Origin of the sequence: Spirosoma sordidisoli, from assembly GCF_004138325.1 — a bacterium.
In the GTDB taxonomy this organism is placed as follows: Bacteria; Bacteroidota; Bacteroidia; order Cytophagales; family Spirosomataceae; genus Spirosoma; species Spirosoma sordidisoli.
This window is the reverse complement of the sequence record NZ_SBLB01000001.1, coordinates 288,643-306,782: the sequence shown is the minus strand read 5'-3', so window position 1 is coordinate 306,782 and position 18,140 is coordinate 288,643. Positions and strand designations below refer to the sequence as shown.

The 18,140-nt window shown below is 55.4% G+C and carries 13 protein-coding genes and 1 pseudogene; 8 read left to right on the top strand and 6 right to left on the bottom strand.

Going from position 1 to position 18,140, the window contains the following annotated elements:
* Positions 1-138 precede the first annotated feature (138 nt).
* The 3 genes from EQG79_RS01540 to EQG79_RS01530 are packed head-to-tail and all read left to right on the top strand — an operon-like array spanning position 139 to position 1,704.
* Positions 139-567 (top strand): hypothetical protein, encoded by a 429-nt coding sequence (locus tag EQG79_RS01540; protein WP_129599365.1) that lies wholly within the window; start codon positions 139-141, stop codon positions 565-567.
* 44 nt (positions 568-611) lie between these two features.
* Positions 612-926, top strand: a complete 315-nt coding sequence (locus EQG79_RS01535) for a hypothetical protein (RefSeq protein WP_129599360.1) — start codon at positions 612-614, stop codon at positions 924-926.
* The gene (locus EQG79_RS01530; protein WP_129599357.1) at positions 910-1,704 is read left to right on the top strand and encodes a hypothetical protein; all 795 of its coding nucleotides are present in this window, start codon (positions 910-912) and stop codon (positions 1,702-1,704) included. The genes EQG79_RS01535 and EQG79_RS01530 overlap by 17 nt, the downstream gene beginning before the upstream one ends.
* A gap of 26 nt (positions 1,705-1,730) precedes the next feature.
* Here EQG79_RS01530 and EQG79_RS01525 read toward each other — a convergent pair whose 3' ends face one another.
* The 4 genes and pseudogenes from EQG79_RS01525 to EQG79_RS01510 all read right to left on the bottom strand — a co-directional run bounded on the left by EQG79_RS01525 (position 1,731) and on the right by EQG79_RS01510 (position 3,839).
* Positions 1,731-2,210, bottom strand: a complete 480-nt coding sequence (locus tag EQG79_RS01525) for a hypothetical protein (protein ID WP_129599354.1) — start codon at positions 2,208-2,210, stop codon at positions 1,731-1,733.
* Between the two features lie 11 nt (positions 2,211-2,221).
* A pseudogene (locus EQG79_RS01520) lies at positions 2,222-2,911 on the bottom strand (antA/AntB antirepressor family protein); the annotation flags it as partial.
* A 59-nt stretch (positions 2,912-2,970) separates the two neighbouring features.
* The gene (locus EQG79_RS01515; RefSeq protein WP_129599348.1) at positions 2,971-3,426 is read right to left on the bottom strand and encodes a hypothetical protein; all 456 of its coding nucleotides are present in this window, start codon (positions 3,424-3,426) and stop codon (positions 2,971-2,973) included.
* A 203-nt stretch (positions 3,427-3,629) separates the two neighbouring features.
* Positions 3,630-3,839 (bottom strand): helix-turn-helix domain-containing protein, encoded by a 210-nt coding sequence (locus EQG79_RS01510; protein ID WP_129599346.1) that lies wholly within the window; start codon positions 3,837-3,839, stop codon positions 3,630-3,632.
* Positions 3,840-4,309: 470 nt separating this feature from the next.
* Here EQG79_RS01510 and EQG79_RS01505 point away from each other — a divergent pair, with 470 nt between their 5' ends.
* Positions 4,310-4,600: a Txe/YoeB family addiction module toxin gene (locus EQG79_RS01505; protein WP_129599343.1), complete on the top strand. Its 291-nt coding sequence runs from the start codon at positions 4,310-4,312 to the stop codon at positions 4,598-4,600.
* 37 nt (positions 4,601-4,637) lie between these two features.
* On the opposite strand, the gene EQG79_RS01500 is transcribed toward EQG79_RS01505, so the two are convergent.
* Positions 4,638-5,171, bottom strand: coding sequence for an SHOCT domain-containing protein (locus EQG79_RS01500; protein ID WP_129599339.1), 534 nt, complete (start codon positions 5,169-5,171; stop codon positions 4,638-4,640).
* 82 nt (positions 5,172-5,253) lie between these two features.
* Positions 5,254-8,637 carry a tape measure protein gene (locus tag EQG79_RS01495; RefSeq protein WP_165358817.1) on the bottom strand — a complete coding sequence of 1,128 codons (3,384 nt, stop codon included), beginning with the start codon at positions 8,635-8,637 and terminating at the stop codon, positions 5,254-5,256.
* Positions 8,638-8,777: 140 nt separating this feature from the next.
* Between EQG79_RS01495 and EQG79_RS01490 the strand changes: the two genes are divergently transcribed.
* From EQG79_RS01490 to EQG79_RS01475, 4 genes are all read left to right on the top strand, one after another.
* Positions 8,778-11,519, top strand: coding sequence for a hypothetical protein (locus EQG79_RS01490; protein WP_129599332.1), 2,742 nt, complete (start codon positions 8,778-8,780; stop codon positions 11,517-11,519).
* Between the two features lie 116 nt (positions 11,520-11,635).
* The gene (locus tag EQG79_RS01485; RefSeq protein ID WP_129599329.1) at positions 11,636-13,927 is read left to right on the top strand and encodes a putative Ig domain-containing protein; all 2,292 of its coding nucleotides are present in this window, start codon (positions 11,636-11,638) and stop codon (positions 13,925-13,927) included.
* 2 nt (positions 13,928-13,929) lie between these two features.
* Entirely contained in the window at positions 13,930-16,077 is a 2,148-nt protein-coding gene (locus EQG79_RS01480) for a hypothetical protein (RefSeq protein WP_129599326.1), read from the top strand.
* On the top strand, positions 16,074-18,140 hold the full coding sequence (locus EQG79_RS01475; RefSeq protein ID WP_129599323.1) for a hypothetical protein: 2,067 nt from the start codon (positions 16,074-16,076) through the stop codon (positions 18,138-18,140). The genes EQG79_RS01480 and EQG79_RS01475 overlap by 4 nt, the downstream gene beginning before the upstream one ends.

Below are 18,140 nucleotides of genomic sequence, written 5' to 3'. Positions count from 1 at the left end.
TTCCCCAATTTGGCTTGCAAATAGGCAGAGACTACTGCAGGTTCTTCGCGAGTATAACAAACGCGAGTATACAATAGGACAGTTAGTTCAGCTGGCACTTTCTATTGGTCACGTGCCATTTATTTCATATCTCAACACATGAAAGAGTTCACCCTGCCGTCGGGCTGCGTGTTGCTGGCTCATGACAGCCCCCGCACCCTGCCCGAATCAAGGCGTACCGAACACGACTACTACGCCCTGGTCGCTAGTGGCATCGGCTCGAACATGAACGATATCGACCGCCATTTCGAGACGATGATTGGTCTGATTGGCTCGGATGATCAGGACGCCCAGATGAACGCGATCAACAACACCCGCTTCCTGTTTGCCAACCTGCTCGAAAAGCAGCAAAGCCCGGCCCAGCTGGCTTTTTGCTGTCTGGTCGAGTCGATCGACGGACAGGCCTGGACCGACTACACGCCGGAAGGGGTGGAGCAGCTATCGAGGGAGCTGGCCAGCCGCGGGCTGAACGAGACGCTGTTGCAGTCGTGGTGGGCTGAGTTGCGAAAAAAGTCTACGGGGAACTGAACCGGGCCTATCCGGAGCGGTTCCCCGACGGCGAAGCGGAGCACGTGGCCAGGCTGCAACGGCTGCTGTTGCTGCAGATCGACGAGGTGATCGATCCCGACAACCCCGCCCTGGCTGATCAACGGAAGAGTTTGGTGTACGAGATTCAGCAAAGCCTCAAGCCGCCCCGGTTCGTCGGCAAAAACAACGACTGGGAGCGGATCCGGAGTAATTACGTAGGCAACAAAATTGCGCTCCAGCTGGAGCACCTGCCGGTAACTGATCAGACGCCCTCGCTCGATTTCTGGCAGTATGTAGACGCCCTCGAAAAGAAGTATAAAGCACAGCAACCCCAGCCCCAACATGAGCCTGTTGAATAGATATTCGTTCCTGAGCTTCGGCACAACCCCGCCCGAGGCTTCGCACCTGCTCGGCCTGCCCATGCAGCAAACGTTCCAGATCGGGGCCGCGTCGGTCATCCTGGCACCTGACGAAACTTACACGTGCCTGCTTGGCTTTCTGGATGACCCGGCGCTGTCGGGGGGCGTGGATCTGGTCCGCGCTGATACGCTGGCGGTGGCCAAGGCCGGTATTGGTACCGTGGCCATCCACAACGCCTATCTGTCGACGGTGGCCGAGATCAACCTGACGATACCGCCGACCGGATTACCGGCGAACGGCTATTATCGCCTGCGGATCAACAGCGGGAGCGGGTATGTGTACTCCAACCGGGTATGGCTGCTAAAATCCGGCTATGATAAGCTGTCGGCCGTGTTCGAATACCGCAACAGCCGCCCGCTCGGCCTGATCGATTACGAACTGCCTGCCCTCGAAGTGGTGGTCAATAAGTTACGGCTGAAATGCCAGGTCGGCCAGATTATGGCCGAGACGCAAAAGGAAGAATATGAGGAAGTGACTACGGGGGTAAAATTAATTCCGCTAATCAAGACTCATAAGTATATCCCTTTTGTTGCCGTTCCGACCGATGCGTTTGGTGAGGAGGGATACACTACGATGCTTGCACACCGCAATTTATTGGTCAACGGAAAGCCTGTTTCTCTAAAAACAGGCTATACCGCCGAAGAATTTGGGGGTGGCCTGCATAAATCGAGCTTCGAGCTGTGGGATAACGAGTATGCGATTGTCAACCGCTGTTAGAAAAATGCAAGAGTTTTGAGAAAAACCTACTCTGATAATCTGCGCAACATTTTATTAAGTGCAACTGGGTCTGACAATCGACCTTTGAGCATGTTTTCGTTAGCCGGAATCATTCGTAGATTAGTTAGGTCAGCTATCCATTCGGTCGGTATAGAATGTTTATGGCCATCCGAAATGCTAACTATATGGTCAAGATGAAATCCTTTAAAATGCCTGAGCATGTAAAAGGGCAAGTTGCTCAGTGGCTGCTCATAGGTTAACGCCCAAACTGTTGACCTATATTTTCGCCAAGACGATTTCTTTGGAGACAACATTTTCTTGGAGGGTTTGGGTAGTTGTTTTTGTTCCTGCTTCTGGCTTCGAATTTGACAGTGCTGAACTACACGACTGATTGCCTCCTGCTTTTTCTCCTGCTTTTCCTGATCGATCTGAACGGGCTTGTGTTTGGGGCTTAGTTTGGGATTCAATACAGGCCCACGCCGATTTTCATAAGAGATTCGCTTCATGTAGTATATAGTTATAAATCGTCTGGAATATTGAGTTCTGCCATGATTAGCCCATATAGCCGCTCCAAATGGCCGTATTTTTCCAACGCATCCAAGATGCTTTCGCGTTCACCTCGAAACAGTTGGTACACATCTATACCGTAGATATGGTAAAGCCGCTTATACAGGTAGTTGTAGGTTTGCTGAGTAGTAGCCCCGCAGGTAGCCGAGTAGTCGGCCACTTTCCGGCTAATCATTGATCGGAAGTTTTCGGGCCTCCGTCTGGCAGATACGCCCGGCAGGGATAGCTGACGGCCCGGCAAGCCCGGTAGTACGCGGGCGGGCGGTCGTTGGCCCGCTTTGATACTTTCAATGTCGGCCCGCAACTGGCTTAAGATTTCCTGTTGCCCGGCCATGAGTTGTAGAATCAACTGTTCGTTACTCAGGGCGGGGGCCGGGGCTTGCTGTTCAATCAGTTGCCGGGCTATCTTTTCGGCTTCGATGAAGTATTGCCGGGCCTCTTTGCCTTTCGCGTTTCGCTCGACCATCGACAGCTCTTTGGCCATGTCGAGCGTCAGGGCGTAGTCAGTTTCAACACCCCCGCTTACTAAAGTTTTAGTAAGCGTTACATAGTCGGTATCTTCAATGAAGCCGTACTTGATGATCCGGTTTTTTATCCAGTCATTGAAGCGACTCTTTACTTCCAGAAAACTGTACAGGTCACGGGCCGATACTACCGACGCTCAGGGAGCGTCGGTAGTGATACGAATTAGCTCATTCATCACAGTACGGGGGCGTTGGTTACGAAGAGACCCTTGTACATGTTGACGACTTCGCCGTAGCGAATAGCGCGGGTAGGCCATGCCGGATTGTCGCGGCTGATAACCATACCTACCTTGTTGGCTGAACGTACCCGGCCAATGATGTAGGTGGCGGGGGTGGCTCGTAGCTGAATCAGAACAACGCCCGTTGTGCTGTGGTATTCGGTGGGGTCAAGCATGAGCGAGACGACCGAGCCGCCGAAGTTTAACGGCCCGCCCGCCTGCATACTCTCGTCAGGAATAGGGATGATTTCAGACCAATTGCGGTCGTCTTCGCTCAATGAGCCGTCGGCTACCAGTTGAGCCAGATAGAGCGCGTGCCAGGTCGGTTTGGGCCATTGGGCCGCGCTGGGGGCCGTTTGTGGAATAGATGGGGCATTATCGCCCTTACCCACGTACTTTTGTTCCGTAGACATAAATCTGATAGGTTTGGTTTACTTGCCCCCTTCGCTTCCGTCGCCAAACTGATAGCGTTGGGGGTATTTCTTTGTCGTTTCGGGTTCTACCGTTGAGCGAGGCAACCGGGTTAGGGTACTGTGTCGCTGTTTTCGTCCCTCATTGACAAATCAAAGGTACGTAAGCTTGGTATATATTCCAAGTGCAAGGGTAAATAAAAACACTATTTCTTGAAATAAATTTCAAGTTCGGCCCCCAGGGCCTTGGCAATGCGCTCTACTGTCTCAATCGACAAATTTTGCTTCCCGGCTTCGTACTTATTAACCGTTGATTCAGAGACTCCCATTTTTTCCCCTAATTCTTTCTGAGTTAGCCCTGCTGCCTTTCGAGCTTCTCTTATAAGTTTCCCTGTCGTCTCAGTAATGGTTGGCATACTTTCGGTTGTTTGATGTAAATATAGGGCATAACCTGAAATATATCGCATGTTACTATGTGTTAAATGACTAAACGGTCATTTTAGGCGCATTAAAGGCATTGTGGAGGGGGTGGGATAGGTGTACAGCTAATTCACAAATATATTTACAAGAAAAAACACAAGTAAATAACAACCTAAACAACAAGTTTTACGTTATTTGAGCGTAAAATGTCAAGCTCTTTTACAAAAAAGGGCGAGGCAATAGTGCCGTAAGTGCCTAGACAGATACTAAACTATGACAAGCATCCACATTGTAACCAATCCGCGTGTGGCAAAAGCTATAACGCAACTAGCAAAGCGGCTAGGTGTAACTCGCTACGAGGTAGCCCGTACCGAAACGTTGACTGACGTCATTTCGCAGGCTGAGTGCGACTTTGCGGAGGGACGCGGCAAAACGTTTTCAGTAGAGCAGTTACAGCAATTTGTTAATGAAGTCCCAGCGTAGTGTAAAGCGGGACATTACGTTCAGCTTGAAGGCGCTTGGTGATTTGCAGTCATGGATGACTGAGAACCCGAAGATTGCCCAAAAGATTGCTGAATTTGCCGAAGAGTGTGCGCGAACGCCTTTTGACGGTAAAGGCAAGCCCGAACCATTAAAGCACGGCATTTATAAGACGTATTGGTCGCGTAGGTTAGAAACTGGCCACCGTTTTATTTACAAAGTTGACGACAGTGCCGTATATATAGCCTCTTGCAAAGGTCATTATGACGACAAATAACAAAAGCCCGGCCAGTAGCGACCGGGCTTTTGTTGTGCTACGGGTTAAGTAGCTTCTTCTTTTGCTGATCATATTCCCCCTGAGAGATCGCGCCCGCATCAAGCAACTGTTTCAGCTTAATTAACTCATCGGCCACGGATACCGTAGAACTGCTATTTGTTGCATTTTTTGTCTTAACTGACTGGCTGTTAATTGCAACAACCTCTCCGACCTCTATAGCTGGTTCAATCTCAATCATTGCGTTTCGCCCCGCACTGACAACAACGTATGTTTTTTTGCCAAACCGCTTGGTTTCATTCGTACGTATCGCATTGACTATGGCGAACCGCCCGCCCCACTGGTGAGGTAACGAGCTTTCCGCTAGTCCAACAATGGCATTAGCCGGAGTTTGAATGTATTTGAAGTCTCCGCCCGGCATGGTGCCCCTACCAAAGTGAATTGTATCGCCAACGGACACCTGCTTACCACCCTCCAACGTTAGCGGCCCCTCCTGCTTCTTCCCGTAAAGGCTGGCCTGTCCATAAGCGTTACCAAGGACAGCAACAAAAATTACTGTAGCTATAAATCTCATACTGTTTTTATAAAGTTTACAGCAAAGAAACGGCTATGTTATCAAATTGAAACAACCGTATAGTAAAGTCGCCGGGAAGTAGCTACTTGCCCAGCTGGTGTTTGTTGCGTTGTTGAATAATTCGGGTGTTGGCGTCGTGCTGGCTTACATTAAACCCGTTCTTATCAAAGCTCAGGTGGAACTTGGGGTGTTTGGCGATAGCATCCCCTACGGCCTTTCCGATGGCACTGGCCGAAGGTCCACCATAGCCGAAAGCCTTACTCATTAAATAGGCTTGGTACTGGTCGCGACCCTGCGACAGCTGCGTGGCCGTCTGACCTGCCACCCGGTTGCGTTCCATGATTTGACTGCCTTCCCTGTACTCGCCCCGCAAAAGCCGTTCTGTGATGTGATTTGGGTAGATAATATCTCCCTTTTTGACATCAACAATAGAGGGCTTATCGATCAGCGAAGCCTTATTGTCGCGTACCAGCAACTCTTTCCCGGCTTCACCGGCTAGTGCTGGCCCTTCGTAGGTGTCACCAGCCCCACGGCCGTCTTTGTAGGCTGGCATTGGTTTTGCGAGTATTAATCCGGCCTGAACAGCGCCTAAAACTCCCATAGCTACAGCAAGCGGGATGCCCACCGGCCCCATAGCGTATGCTTTGGCCACACCCTGAATAGTAGACAAGGCGACGTTAAAGAGCGCCTGAGCCCTAGCCTGCACATCCTGCTTGCGTTGTATGGCCTTTCGCTTTTCGTCATACTTTCTTTCTATAGCCTCTTTAGCCCCAGCATTGTCACCTGCTACGCTTAATTCGTACTCCTTCTGCTTTTCCAGGTCGGCGATACGGTTTTGATTCTTCTGCTGTTCAATCTCGAATAACCCGTTCACCAGCGTCGTGCCAATTTCAATTGATTTCTCAACGACCTCACGCCGGGCCTGCATATCCTCTTTGTAGAGTTCCTTCTTCCGGCGAATCTCTTCCTCGATCAGCTGCACCCGCTCTTTCTGCCCGGCCCGCTCAGCCTCCTGTTGCTCCTCGAGGAGGCTACGCAGCTGGTTTTTGTCCGATTCACGAACCGAATACAGATCACCAGCCAGGTCGAACTCTAATTTTTCCCGTTTGCCAGCGTACTCCTGAATGATGTACATCTGCTTTTGCAGCGTGTCGGTCTGGGCGGCCAGCGTTTTGGCGGCTTTGGCTTTGATCTGCTCAGGCGACAGCTCGGCCGACTTATTACGCCCGACTCGGGTACCCGTGTAAGCCGTAGCATCGTCGATACTGGCCAGCGGCTGGGCATCGTAGGTCACCTTGGTATTGTAGGTGCCTTTTTCGATCGCTTCCTGCATGGCCTTGATGGCTTCGTACTGTTTTTTCAGCTCCGTGACCTTCGCCGTGAGTTTGGGGTCGACGTCGATCAGGCGCCCGGCCTTCAGATCCTGCATGGCCTGTTTTTGCAGGGTCTCTTCGATGGATTTGATTTGCTTGTCGAGCTGCTCCAGTACGGACAGATCATCTTTGGCGGGCTTATCCAGCTTCAGCCGGTCGGCGACTTCCTTATCCTTCGTTTTCTGCTCTTTATCGAGTCTTGTATAGACCTTTAATTTCTCGGCTAGTACTTCGTTTTGAGGGTCACCGGCCAACTGCTTTTCGAGCGCAATCAGCTCCGCCGTCCGCTTCCGAACAGCCTGCTTTTGGAAGCGGGTCAGGTCCTTCTCGTTTTTCTCGACGGCATCCTTCTCGGCAATCAGCTCATTGCGCCGTTTTTCCTGAATACCGGCGACGGTCATCTTCAGCTCTTCATCCTGTAGCTTTCGACGAATCTCCCGGGTCTGGTACCGGTCATCGGAACCGGCTTTGGTCTGCTGATCCTCCAGCGCCCGCAGCCGTTTCAGCTCCGCGGCTCGTTGCTTGGGGTCCATCTGACTGAATTTGGCGACAGCATCGTCTTTAGCTATAGATCGCGCCGTGCGGGCCGACAGCGAATTAGGACCGAAGAAGGTAATGAACTCCGTCCACGAACCATCCCTGACGAACAACCGCAGGTTACGCAGCGCCCCCGCAAACCCACCCGACAAGGCCGAGAAAAATTTGTTTACCCCTGTGCTGTTGTTTATTTGATCGACCAGCAACACCGTTTCATTTTTCACGCGGGCCGTATTAGCGGCCATCGTCTCGATACGCTGGTTGTTTTCGAGCGAGTAGGTCTTACCAAGCTGAGCCGCAAATTTGGGCAACACCTCGGTAGCGATCAGCTCGCCGTTTTTCATCATGTCGTCCAGCTTGGATGTGCTGACGCCCAGGGCTTCCGACATCAGGCGCAAGGCACCTGGAAGACGCTCGCCCAGCTGGCCGCGCAACTCTTCCGCCGATACCTTACCCTTGCTGATCATCTGCTCTAAGGCGCGCAGCGTGCCCTCTACCTCCTCGTTGGTCAGGCCCAGTTTTGCCCCAGCCGTAACGACAGCCCGGAACACATTTTCGGTGGCCTTACCCTCCATATTCGTGTCTTTCGTCGCGGCTTTCAGGCTCTTATAGGTGCCGACCAGCGTATCGTACTCAACTCCCAGTTTGTCAGCCAGGCCCAGCAGGAACTGTTGCGATCGGGCGAAGTCGGCCGAATCCCGGCTAGAGGCACGAAGCCCGGCGTTCAGCCGCTCCATATCCTGAACGATGCCCAGACCGGCCTGTATGCCCCGCAGCACCAGAACCACCGCACCGGCCGCCGACGAAAAGCCAACCAGCTGCCCGGCTACGTCTTTCACTACAGACCCGTAATTTCCCACGTTACGGGTGCTGGTCCCCATGGCCCGATCGGCGGCTAACAGCGCCTTGCTGTTCTTCTCGATCTGCTTCTGCAGCTCGACAGCCGCCCGGTTGTTGCGGTTGATGGCTCCCGTTTCGGCATCGAAAGCCCCAGGCATGGCCCGCAGCTGAGCCCGCAGTTGGTTGGTCTGTTTTGACAACCGATCATAGGAGCGCTCAGCCGTATCGGTGGCTTTGCTGGCAGTATTGGTAACCCGTATCAGGGAATTATAGGCCCGGGTGGTTTGGGTCAGTTCGCGCTCGATCTCCTTTTTGCGCTTGAGGTCCGCTTTCTGGGATAGATCGAGCTTGGCGTACTCAGCCGATAACGTGGCCAGCCGCTTCTGCATCTGATCAACGACCTGACTGTTGTTTTGCAGAAACTGCTCATTCCGTTTCAGCTGCTCGTTGCTCTGCCGGTAGGCTGTCGTCAGGCCCGTAACGTCGTCTTTCAGGCCGCTGAGTTCACTACCCGCCCCGCGTTGGACGTTGTTAAGTTGAACGACGATATCGCGCTGTTTGGTCAGCTCGGCGATTAGTTCAGCCTGGCTCTTTCTAATGCGCTCATTCTGAATCACCGCGGCATCGGCAAATTTGGCATTGGCGGCTTCCAGCTGCTCAATAGAACGCAGGTAACCCGACTTATCGACGAGTTCTTCGAATAAGATTGGATTCATGGACGGTATTGCTAATGGGTTAGAGAACCGCACCGTCCGGTAGTGAGGATTAGCGTAAAAATAGGAAATAGAACGTAATTTAGCCCTCATCTTACGCCCACTACCGGACGGTGCGGCCCCAACCCATTTACCGCCGTCCAATGGAGCGTACTATCTTTCGCCTGAAAACGGCTATTCAGGCCGTAGGTATCGATGAGCCATTTGTAATCAACCCGCAGATCCGCGAGCCTGTGCTTTGGTCAGGGTGCCTTTTGGTTGGCTCTGTTGACGAGCAGTTTCATGGCTTTGTGGCTTCATACTCCGAGGGCGATCTGAAGCTGGAGTTCTACTGTGAGCACGCGCACGCCATCTTAAGTCAGCAGTACTACACCTACGGAACTGATGCCGAGGTGAAATTTCAGGTTGTGCATAAGTTCGGCCCGGCCGCTGGCCAGGAAGAAATTGATTTTCAGGGAAAAATTGATTTTGCGACTATAGTAATTGAAGCAGGCAAAGTGTCGGCGTCTATTATTGTTGGAGGCATTGCTGAATTAGTCAAGAATCGCTGGGAAACACCCGTCTCGGTTGACGCTACCCTCACCCTCGACAACAAGGCCATAGTACCCCCAACCGGCTCAGATGTTAATCTGGCTGGTATGACCCTGAGGGAAAAAGCCGAGTTCAGTAAGCAAGGCAAATACGTCGAAACGGAAACATTCGAAAACGCAGGTTTGGGTGGGGTGTTTTACGTTCTACCTGACATGCTACCCGACCCGGCAAAAATCAGCATCACCCCACCCCGAACCGATGGGGTTGTATCGCTGGACGAGTTGGCGGGCGTTACCCCATATGCAGGCGGTATTTTTTCCAACGCCATTTCGCCCCCTTTGGCTTTATTGACTTGCGAAACGGCGGGTACGTACCTGATCGAAATCGACTGGCTGTTTCGGGTGAATGTGAGCCTGACCAAATCGGGCGGGCTGTTGGCCCCCAAAGCCAAATTCGCACGGCTGACATTTCTACCTGTGCTGCTCGTTCGGGTACCCGGCAAAGCCGATCAGCGAATCAGTCTGGCCGCGCCCAAAAACGGCAACGGGTTTGTTAACAGCGTCGAGCACAGTTTGACGGCATCCTACCGGGGTTCACTCGATCTGCCTCAGGGGGCGCAGCTGTTCGTTTTCTGCGAAATACCCTGTTTCATGGCGAATCCCGTCAAGCGGATCGACTTCACAGTGACCATGGCGAACCTGCGGATAGCGATTGATCGACGCACCCGGGCCACCGCCAGCCGGGCCGGTACCTACATGATGCCCGACGTGCTGAAGCATGTCGTTGGGGTCGTCGCGGGCAACCTGACCGCAGGAGCCAGCAAAACCGGCCGGGTCGTTGGGTCGCTGATCGAAGGAGCCAGCACCCAGAACGGGCAGCCCGGCCCGGCCAGCGAGTACGCCCTGACGACGGGCGCCTTACTGCGTGGGCTGAAAAAAGCGCCTTCCTTTTCGCTCAAAACCCTGATGGGTACCCTGTGGGCACATCACGCGGCCGGGATTCTCTACGAGGATATGGATACGGACAGCCCGACGGTGCGCGTCGAAGCTGGCGAGTGGTTCTACCGGGATACGGAAATACTGGAGCTGGAAACTGTTTTCGCCTATCGGGAGGAGCCGGAAACAGCGCTGCTGCATAATCAGATTGTCGTTGGCTACGAGAAATACCCCGACGCCGGAGCGGGGGTAGCCGAGGAGTTCAACACCGAGCGCACCTACCAGACGCCCCTGATCAGCAGTGATCAGACGCTCGAAATCAAGTGTCCGCTCATCGCGGCCGGTACGGCGATCGAAGAAGCGCGTCGGCTGGGCATCAAGAAACTCGAAAACGGGGTAGAGGTACCCACGACGAGCGATGCCGGCAGCTACGATGATGACGGATTCATGCTGCACGTAGCCAGTCAGAGCTTCACGGACACGGCAAAATTCTGGATCGATGCCCCTACGCTGCGGAAACCCTACGCGGCTAAATACATTACCCTCAGCAGTACGATGCTGTCGCGGCTGGTGGGCGGTGTTGCGCTGAAAGTGGGCGACGTGCTCACCTTCACGGATACCGGCACCCCCAACGACGGCAAGCCGTTCCGGATCATCGGTACCGCACCGGCCCGGCCGCTCGATCTGTCGGTTTTCACGAATCCGACCTACGAAGTTGCGCTCGACTCGGACCTGACGCCTACCGGAACCGTAACGACCACCTGGACGCTGGGCACCCTGGGCGTTAAGCTGCGGACCAACGAACGGCTCGACGTGGAAGGCGTGACTGACCCGGCGAACGCCTATAATCTGGAGCTGTCGCCCGCCCGGATGCTACGTCGCCATGCGCCATTCATCAACTCGGGCCTTGCCTATAAACAGGCCATCGACGAGCTGCGCTGTACGGCCTACAAACACAACGGGGCCATGGTTACCCAGGCCAAACCCAGCGTGCCCGCCCTGCCCGGCGATTCCGATAAGCAGCTGATCCGGGAAACCGGTAACGTGGCCCTGGGTGAGCTGGACCGCTTCGAGAAACTCTTTCGGCCGGAGCGTATCATCGCCACCGTCTACATGACCCGAAAGCAACGTCGAATTCTGTTCAAAGCCATGCGCAACGAGGGCGACGAAGCCCTGCGGCTCGGCTACGTGACGGTGCGGAACGCAGACGGTAACAAGGTCAGCGGGTACCTGCGGAGGATCGTCTACAATGACCAGAGCGAAACGGCGGAGCTTGTTCTGCGCAAAAAGCGGGTGGCCATCGATCCCGGAGGCCCGGCTTGTCAGGACTACCGCAGCTGGAGTTTCGGTCGCTTTGAAAGCGACACCACGGCCAATCCCAATTTGTATAGATTCTGCCGCTTTTCGGATTTCGATTAAGAAAATTGCAATTAATACGTACCATCGTATTTTTGAGTACTGATTACCAGTAATGGCCCCACTACCGGACGGTGGAGTTCGCTGATTTCGCAATTGTTCAGCAACCAACCGCTCCGATGCCTATACGAGAAATTGATTCTGGCGACCTGGTCAATGCCGGGCGCGACAAGGTAAACGAATCGCTCGGCGAAGTTCCCACCCAGTTCGAGTTGACGCCCGAGGGTGATTTGATCATCACCAAACACAACGGGCAAACCATCACGATCCCGTTCAAGAATGTGTTTGCTGCGTTAGGCACGATCTTCGACTCGATCGCCATTGGCCAGGCGACAGACGAAGTGCCAGGCACGGTTCTGCTGGTCAATGAAGACGATACCGCGCAGTTTGAAGCTGAAAACAGGGTACTGACCGCGGCTCAGGTGGGGCGTCTGATCGTTCAAATCAAGGATAGTTTCGAGGAGGTTTCGTTAGATGATACGATTTTCGTCGATCCAGTAACTGACAAGACGCCCTATTTCAAGGGCAGTCTGAAAGGCACCTTGAAACCGCTACCTGCTGGCATGACGGCCAAAGCGGTTGTGGTGGGTACAGACGACGAATTCTATACCGGCTCAGCCAGCGCCGGGGGCGGTACCAATCCCACGCCAACCAAAACCTACCGGGCGGGTGAGCTGTACAAGTGGAAAGCCCCCAACACGACACCTCCACCGACTACGCCCAACTATTCGGGCCGGGTAGATTTCATCGACTGCGATCGGGGGGTAGGGGCCTGGGTGCTGGACCTCAATAAGCCGAACACGCCGATTGTAGCCAGGTTGGTAATTGACGGGGTGCTCGTCGAAACGAAAACCGCCCACAAGCCACGGCCGGATGTCGTGGCTAATTTCAACTTAACCGGTACGGTCATTCCCGGGGTCGAGTTTCTGCTTCCGGAGTGGGCGAAAGATGGCAAGCAGCACCAGATCCAGGTGCTGATGGGGCCGAGCGGCTCCGCTGAGGTCGGCTACAATACGCCCAACAACCTGCTGACCTGTGCCGTGGTACCCCCGCCAAACAATGAGCCGTACCCAGTACAATTCAAGGTGTCGGGTCGCACAGCTATGACCAAGGGCGTGCCCGGTACCAGCTGGAGCGTCGTTGAGCGGCTCAACACCGGCACGGAACGAGCGTTCTCCGGCAGCACGGCTCCCAACTGGGCCGCTACTCCCAGCGATGACCTGCTATTAACTCCCAACGCGGGCGCTAAAACCGTCAACATCGACGCAGGACCGGCCAGTAAGAACTTCTCCCTGGGCGCAACGGTCGAGTACAACGGAAAAGCCTACCCCGCCGAGCCCTTGAATGTGCAGGTGCTCGATGCCGTGTGTACGCGGCCAAACAGCGGGCTTCAAAGCTACCGGCTCCACTACAATTATGTCAAGGATGGAATGGGTAACCCGTTTCGCACGCCTACGGAAGCTAATAACGTGCTCGGGCAAATATATGACCGAACTCTCAATGCCACGCTGACACCCAACGGCGGCTTCGTCATGCAGGTGGGGCAGCTCGCTAAGGGGCAGACGATCTACAACGGCACGGGTACCTCGTGCGAAAATGTCTCGGACGGCATCTACCCAGTAACCGATATCAACAACGGTAATACCATCAAGAAAGCCATTCAGGTATTTCAGGGTAAGATTATCGACGTAGTTGATAGCGCGTACGGCAGCAACCTGAACCGTCCACCGGTGCGCGTGGTGGCCATCGGCTTCATGGCCTGGGAGGTGGGGTTGCCCTTCAGTGTCAACATCCCCGAAACAAATTTTTCGGATCCTGACAACGACCCCCTGCAGTGGGTGCTCCAGTGGCGGGCCAGCGACACCGACGAGTGGAGCCTGTCGCTGCCCAGTTGGATCAACTTCGATCCCCCAACCCGACGTGTATATGGCCAGGCGCCCCCCACGGCGGGTACTCACTTGTTCCGGTTCGTAGTTGCCGACGGCCGGGGCGGTTATGCGGACGATCCGTTCGTGTTCAACATCCTGCCCAAATCAACGACGACTGCCCAGATCACTGGGGCGGCCATCTGGCGGCAAGCGGCCGATAAGCTGGTATTCCTGTTCCGGACAGCCCAGACGGCCTCGCTAAGCCTGGAAGACAGCTGGTCGGGCGAAGAGCCCTTTAGCCCCGGTGCGTGGCTGGCCTCGGACTACTCCGCTCCGCCCGTCTCGCTTAACCGCCCCGCTGGTTTCGAGTCGTACCAGTACTACGATGCCTACCCATGGCGGCCCGAGTACCAGGCGACCCTCGACAACGAATACAGCGTTTTCCAGGTGCGTATTACGGGACAAAGCACACCCATTTTCACCGCCAACCTCATCGCCAGCAATCTGCAAATCGGTCAGGTACGCACCATCTATACATCGTAATCATGGCAACGGAAACCAACGCACTTCTTCAGCTCATCGACACGGCCACCGGCCAGGTCGACGGCTACGGCTACGTGCCGGATCAGACCACCTGCGAAACCCGCGACGCTTACATCGCTACGGCGGCTACTGAGTTGCTCGACGCCTTACCCACGCGCGGCATTCCCGGTGCGTGGGATCCCCAGAACTGTCTGATCAATACCGGCCTCGACATTATCACCAACGTCGAGGCTGATTCGAGCAACTACCCCCCCGATGGGGTAGTGCCCGACTCGACTGATGGCTTCGATTTTAGTTACACGTACAGCCAGCAGGGGCAGGATGCGAGCGGCAATTCGTTTGTCAGCACGCCAGCGCCGATTTTGGCTAAGGTTGTACGTGAAGCCCCGCGCCAAACGGGCAACTACTACGATTTCCCCATTCAGTCGGCCCTCAATACAGTGCTGCATAAACGGCACCCACAATTCGTCACGCACCCCAAAAAGGTCATTATCTACCCCGGGCGATTGTACTCGAATCCGGGCGCGAATGATCTCATCGGACGCGGCTGGACGCATACCAGTGAGTCAGCCAAACAGGCTGATGTCGAGGGACCCTACCCCACGGAGTTCAAACGGGCGCTCGAAATGCCCAACTACCCCGCAGCGGCTCAGGCGGCCAGTATGATTGGTCCCAGCGACCCCCGGTACCAGCAGCTCATGGACTGGGCGAACCAGAAAATTCTGATTACCGACGAATCGGCCTGCCAGTTGTACGCGCAGTTTTTCTGGCAGACGTTCCGGCAAGCCGACTGGTGGGGCGGAGGGGTCGAGTACTTCAGCGTCAACCAGGAGGTGTTTACCCCGCGTCCGAATGCCGGGCTAAGCGATTACGCCCAGTGGTACCGGCAGGTGGGGTGGCTCAGCCAGGGCATTATCAATGCCGCTGCGGCTGATGGGTTCACCGTCAAAACCGGTTTTACCGACCACGGCAACCTGTGCACCGTCGGCCCTTGGTTTCATGACGACACGGCGGCTGGCGTCGCGGTCGATCCGGACCCGACTATCCCGAGGTACATGCACTTTTCGACCATCGACGAACCCTACCGGGGCTCCTCGCAGGCGGCTCCCTTGGGCGAAAACTCGGTGCTGGCCAGCCTCGTCAAACAAGGCAAAGGCTACGTCGGGGTGGGTTCCTACCAGCAACATACGTTCGACGATCAGAGCCTGTTCCAGAAAAACAGCGATGGGTCCTTCAAGGTCGTCAACGGTGAGCTGGTCTGGCGTACCGACCGGCGCATCACCACGATTGCGAGCCAGTCCTGCCAGCTGTACGAAGATGACACGTACCGGGCCATGCTGAAAATCTATGGCCGGTTTGCCCGGTACGCAGCTAATATCTGGTTCCGCGCCGGGTGTAAACACCTGCCCATGTCGACCGATCGGCAGACCGGCTGGGAGAACATGCTGGGCCAGTCGTGCCAGTTTCGCGTGGACGGGGAAAGCGAGACGGGGCTGTCAGCCGGCTTTACTCTGGAGCAGGTTCAGGACATCAACCGTCGGCCCCTCAACCCGGACTGGACGGAAGGAATCGGCATAGCCGATTACCTCTTCGCCGACTACATCCGCGGCTGGATGCAGACGCAGTTTGTGACCGCGCTGGGCGCGGCTGTGAGCAACGACAGCACCAGCCGGGCCAGTCTGGAAATCTACCAGAAAGCCTTTAACCGGGCGGCTCAGCTGAACTGGATCAACGACGTGCCGTGGCGGCTCGTACAGCCAAAATTCTGGATTTTCAAACAGGGTGGCCAGGGACCCGCGGACCCGTTTGAAGCTTTCTACCGTAAGCCGATTTTGACGGGTGGTCTGGCCGTTCGGAATGGCGAGACGTGGCTATGGCTGTACGGCTGGTGGCCCTGTCAGGATGTCAATGCCTCGACGACCGTCACGGTCTGGGGCGATATCGCCGGGGTCAAAACACCCGCCTACACGGTCCTCCTGGACGGCCGCAGCGCTTTCCTCGAGGACTGGGTGCTCCCCGCTACCATGAACGGCATCGAGCCGAAGCATCTCTACTTCCAGTTCACGGATTTTCAGGGCCAGAAACACACCTGGCGGGGTGACTACCGCGAGGCCCGCATTACCAACCATCCAACCCCGCCCGCAGCATGAGCCTGAGTAATTATTTCGCCAAATGCCGCATCGACGGCGTTGAAAAATACATTCGGGTCCGTCGTGACCTGACGGTATACCCCCGCACGGCCGAGGGTACGGTGGCCATCAACGCGGCCATCGTGGCCAAGGCGTTACCCATTTCGGTCCTGTCAGGACCGGGTGGTACGGTCGTTCGCACCATTGCCGCGGTCACGACCCAGCCCGGTACCGGCACAGGCGGCAACACCGGCACCGGTCCCCCGTACGCCGACGCCCGGTATACCTACTCATCGAACACCTTTCAGGTGCGCGTCAAGCCGATCGGCTTCGATGGCACAGGGCTTACCATGTCGATTCAGCGAAAGGACGGGATCGGCATGCAGCTCAGCAACTCGGCGAACCCCCAGCTGAACGCGGGCCAGCCCTACGGTTTCGGGACGGTCGTCGATGCCAGTGGCTTCGTGCTCGACTGGACGTTCGTCGGGGTGCCCCAGGTAACGCTGGTCCTGAAGTTCAACCGGCCGGGCTATTCCGAATTCATCCGGGAGATCAACCCCGAGACGACTGGTACGCCGATCGTCCTGTTTTTGGCCAGCACCGTTGGGGGCGGGGGCGATACCGGTACTAACGTGTCGAAGATCGGCTACGGGGGCGTGTACGCGCCTAACAGCTCCTACGTGCCATTTGCCGAGACGCCCAAGCCCACGGATTTTCCCTGGCGTTCATTCATCGATAACGGTACGCTGAAGGCCGGGCTAAATACGAAAGTAGGCTCGGTGCTTGACTGGCTCAGCTGGGACGGTACGAATGCCAACCAGGTCAACTCTCCGATCTACAATTCGGGCCGGTTCGATGCCGGTCGGCAGATCATGGATGCCATGTACGGGTACCCGAACGGAGCGGGCGAAGGGCAATATGTCGAAGACGGGAAGAGCAGCTTCGCGATTGGCTACGATCCGGTCCAGGGCGGCAACATCGACGACTTTCCCAAGTATGGAGTGACCCTTAAACATGGCATCCAGAACAACCAAGCCTACGTGCAGGTGCAGCCGGTGCAGTGGGAGTTGCGGAATAATCCGCGAGGGGATGGCGACGGTGTACTGGCTAAAATGTACATGGAAAACTGGCACCGCTTCGATCCGGACCAGCCGCGGGCTATTCGGCGCCATATGCGCTGGACCATGTTCCGGGATGATAACTACGCCAATCACTACCCAACGCCCCGGCAGCAGGAGCTCCCCTGTGCCTATATCAATATTGGCTATTCGGTTTTCCTGATCTGTACGGGCAAGCCGTATACGAATGCCCCCCTGACGAATTACCCCATTGTAAATCCGGGAGCGGCCGAAGTGCCCAAATTCAGTACCGAGCCATTCATTATGGCCAAAAACCCATCGACCGGGCGCGTGCTAGTGATGTATACACCCCACTCGGGGCGGGTGGTAGCGGCTATGCACCCCAGCGGTCAGAACGACACCTTTCCGGCCGCGTATATCGCCAGCGCCCCCATGCTCAGCTGCGATCGGGATGGCGTGTATGACTTCGACGTGGCCATCGGCGAGTTTGCCAACGAGAACCTGGCCCGCCAGTGGGTCTACAACCAGCCCCGCTGGGACGGCAAATTTGAGTATCGGTTCGATCAGAACCTGAAGACCCGGCACGGCTTTTTTCTCTACAACTGTGCCGATCAGCTGGAGAAGAACATCACGGACAATATCACCATTACCCCGCTGACCGACAACGAAAACGGCGGCAAGGACTTCGATGTCAGTCTGCCGGAGCGGTGGATCAACGCCGACGTCTACAAACACGTCTACATACGCTGGGCGGTTCGTGGTACCAGCTACATCTACCTGCGCTGGAAAAAAGGTGATCAGGAGTTCACCCACGCGCTGCAGGTGAACCCCGACAATCAGATGCGCACGATGGATATCAACCTGACGGGCGTACCCAACTGGTCGGGTGATCTCGTTAGAGAAGTGAGCATCAAGCGGGGCAACTATGGCTCGGCCATGATTCCCTTAGACAATGACCAATGGACTATCAAATGGATTTCTTACCGCAACCTCGATCAAGTGTAG

What these genes read in the sequence shown, in the direction of transcription:
- EQG79_RS01510 (WP_129599346.1), bottom strand. Translation starts at nt 3,839, where the DNA reads ATGCCAACCATTACTGAGACGACAGGGAAACTTATAAGAGAAGCTCGA.
- EQG79_RS01500 (WP_129599339.1), bottom strand. Translation starts at nt 5,171, where the DNA reads ATGAGATTTATAGCTACAGTAATTTTTGTTGCTGTCCTTGGTAACGCT.
- EQG79_RS01475 (WP_129599323.1), top strand. Translation starts at nt 16,074, where the DNA reads ATGAGCCTGAGTAATTATTTCGCCAAATGCCGCATCGACGGCGTTGAA.
- EQG79_RS01540 (WP_129599365.1), top strand. Translation starts at nt 139, where the DNA reads ATGAAAGAGTTCACCCTGCCGTCGGGCTGCGTGTTGCTGGCTCATGAC.
- EQG79_RS01485 (WP_129599329.1), top strand. Translation starts at nt 11,636, where the DNA reads ATGCCTATACGAGAAATTGATTCTGGCGACCTGGTCAATGCCGGGCGC.
- EQG79_RS01480 (WP_129599326.1), top strand. Translation starts at nt 13,930, where the DNA reads ATGGCAACGGAAACCAACGCACTTCTTCAGCTCATCGACACGGCCACC.
- EQG79_RS01530 (WP_129599357.1), top strand. Translation starts at nt 910, where the DNA reads ATGAGCCTGTTGAATAGATATTCGTTCCTGAGCTTCGGCACAACCCCG.
- EQG79_RS01505 (WP_129599343.1), top strand. Translation starts at nt 4,310, where the DNA reads ATGAAGTCCCAGCGTAGTGTAAAGCGGGACATTACGTTCAGCTTGAAG.
- EQG79_RS01525 (WP_129599354.1), bottom strand. Translation starts at nt 2,210, where the DNA reads ATGAAGCGAATCTCTTATGAAAATCGGCGTGGGCCTGTATTGAATCCC.
- EQG79_RS01490 (WP_129599332.1), top strand. Translation starts at nt 8,778, where the DNA reads ATGGAGCGTACTATCTTTCGCCTGAAAACGGCTATTCAGGCCGTAGGT.
- EQG79_RS01515 (WP_129599348.1), bottom strand. Translation starts at nt 3,426, where the DNA reads ATGTCTACGGAACAAAAGTACGTGGGTAAGGGCGATAATGCCCCATCT.
- EQG79_RS01495 (WP_165358817.1), bottom strand. Translation starts at nt 8,637, where the DNA reads ATGAATCCAATCTTATTCGAAGAACTCGTCGATAAGTCGGGTTACCTG.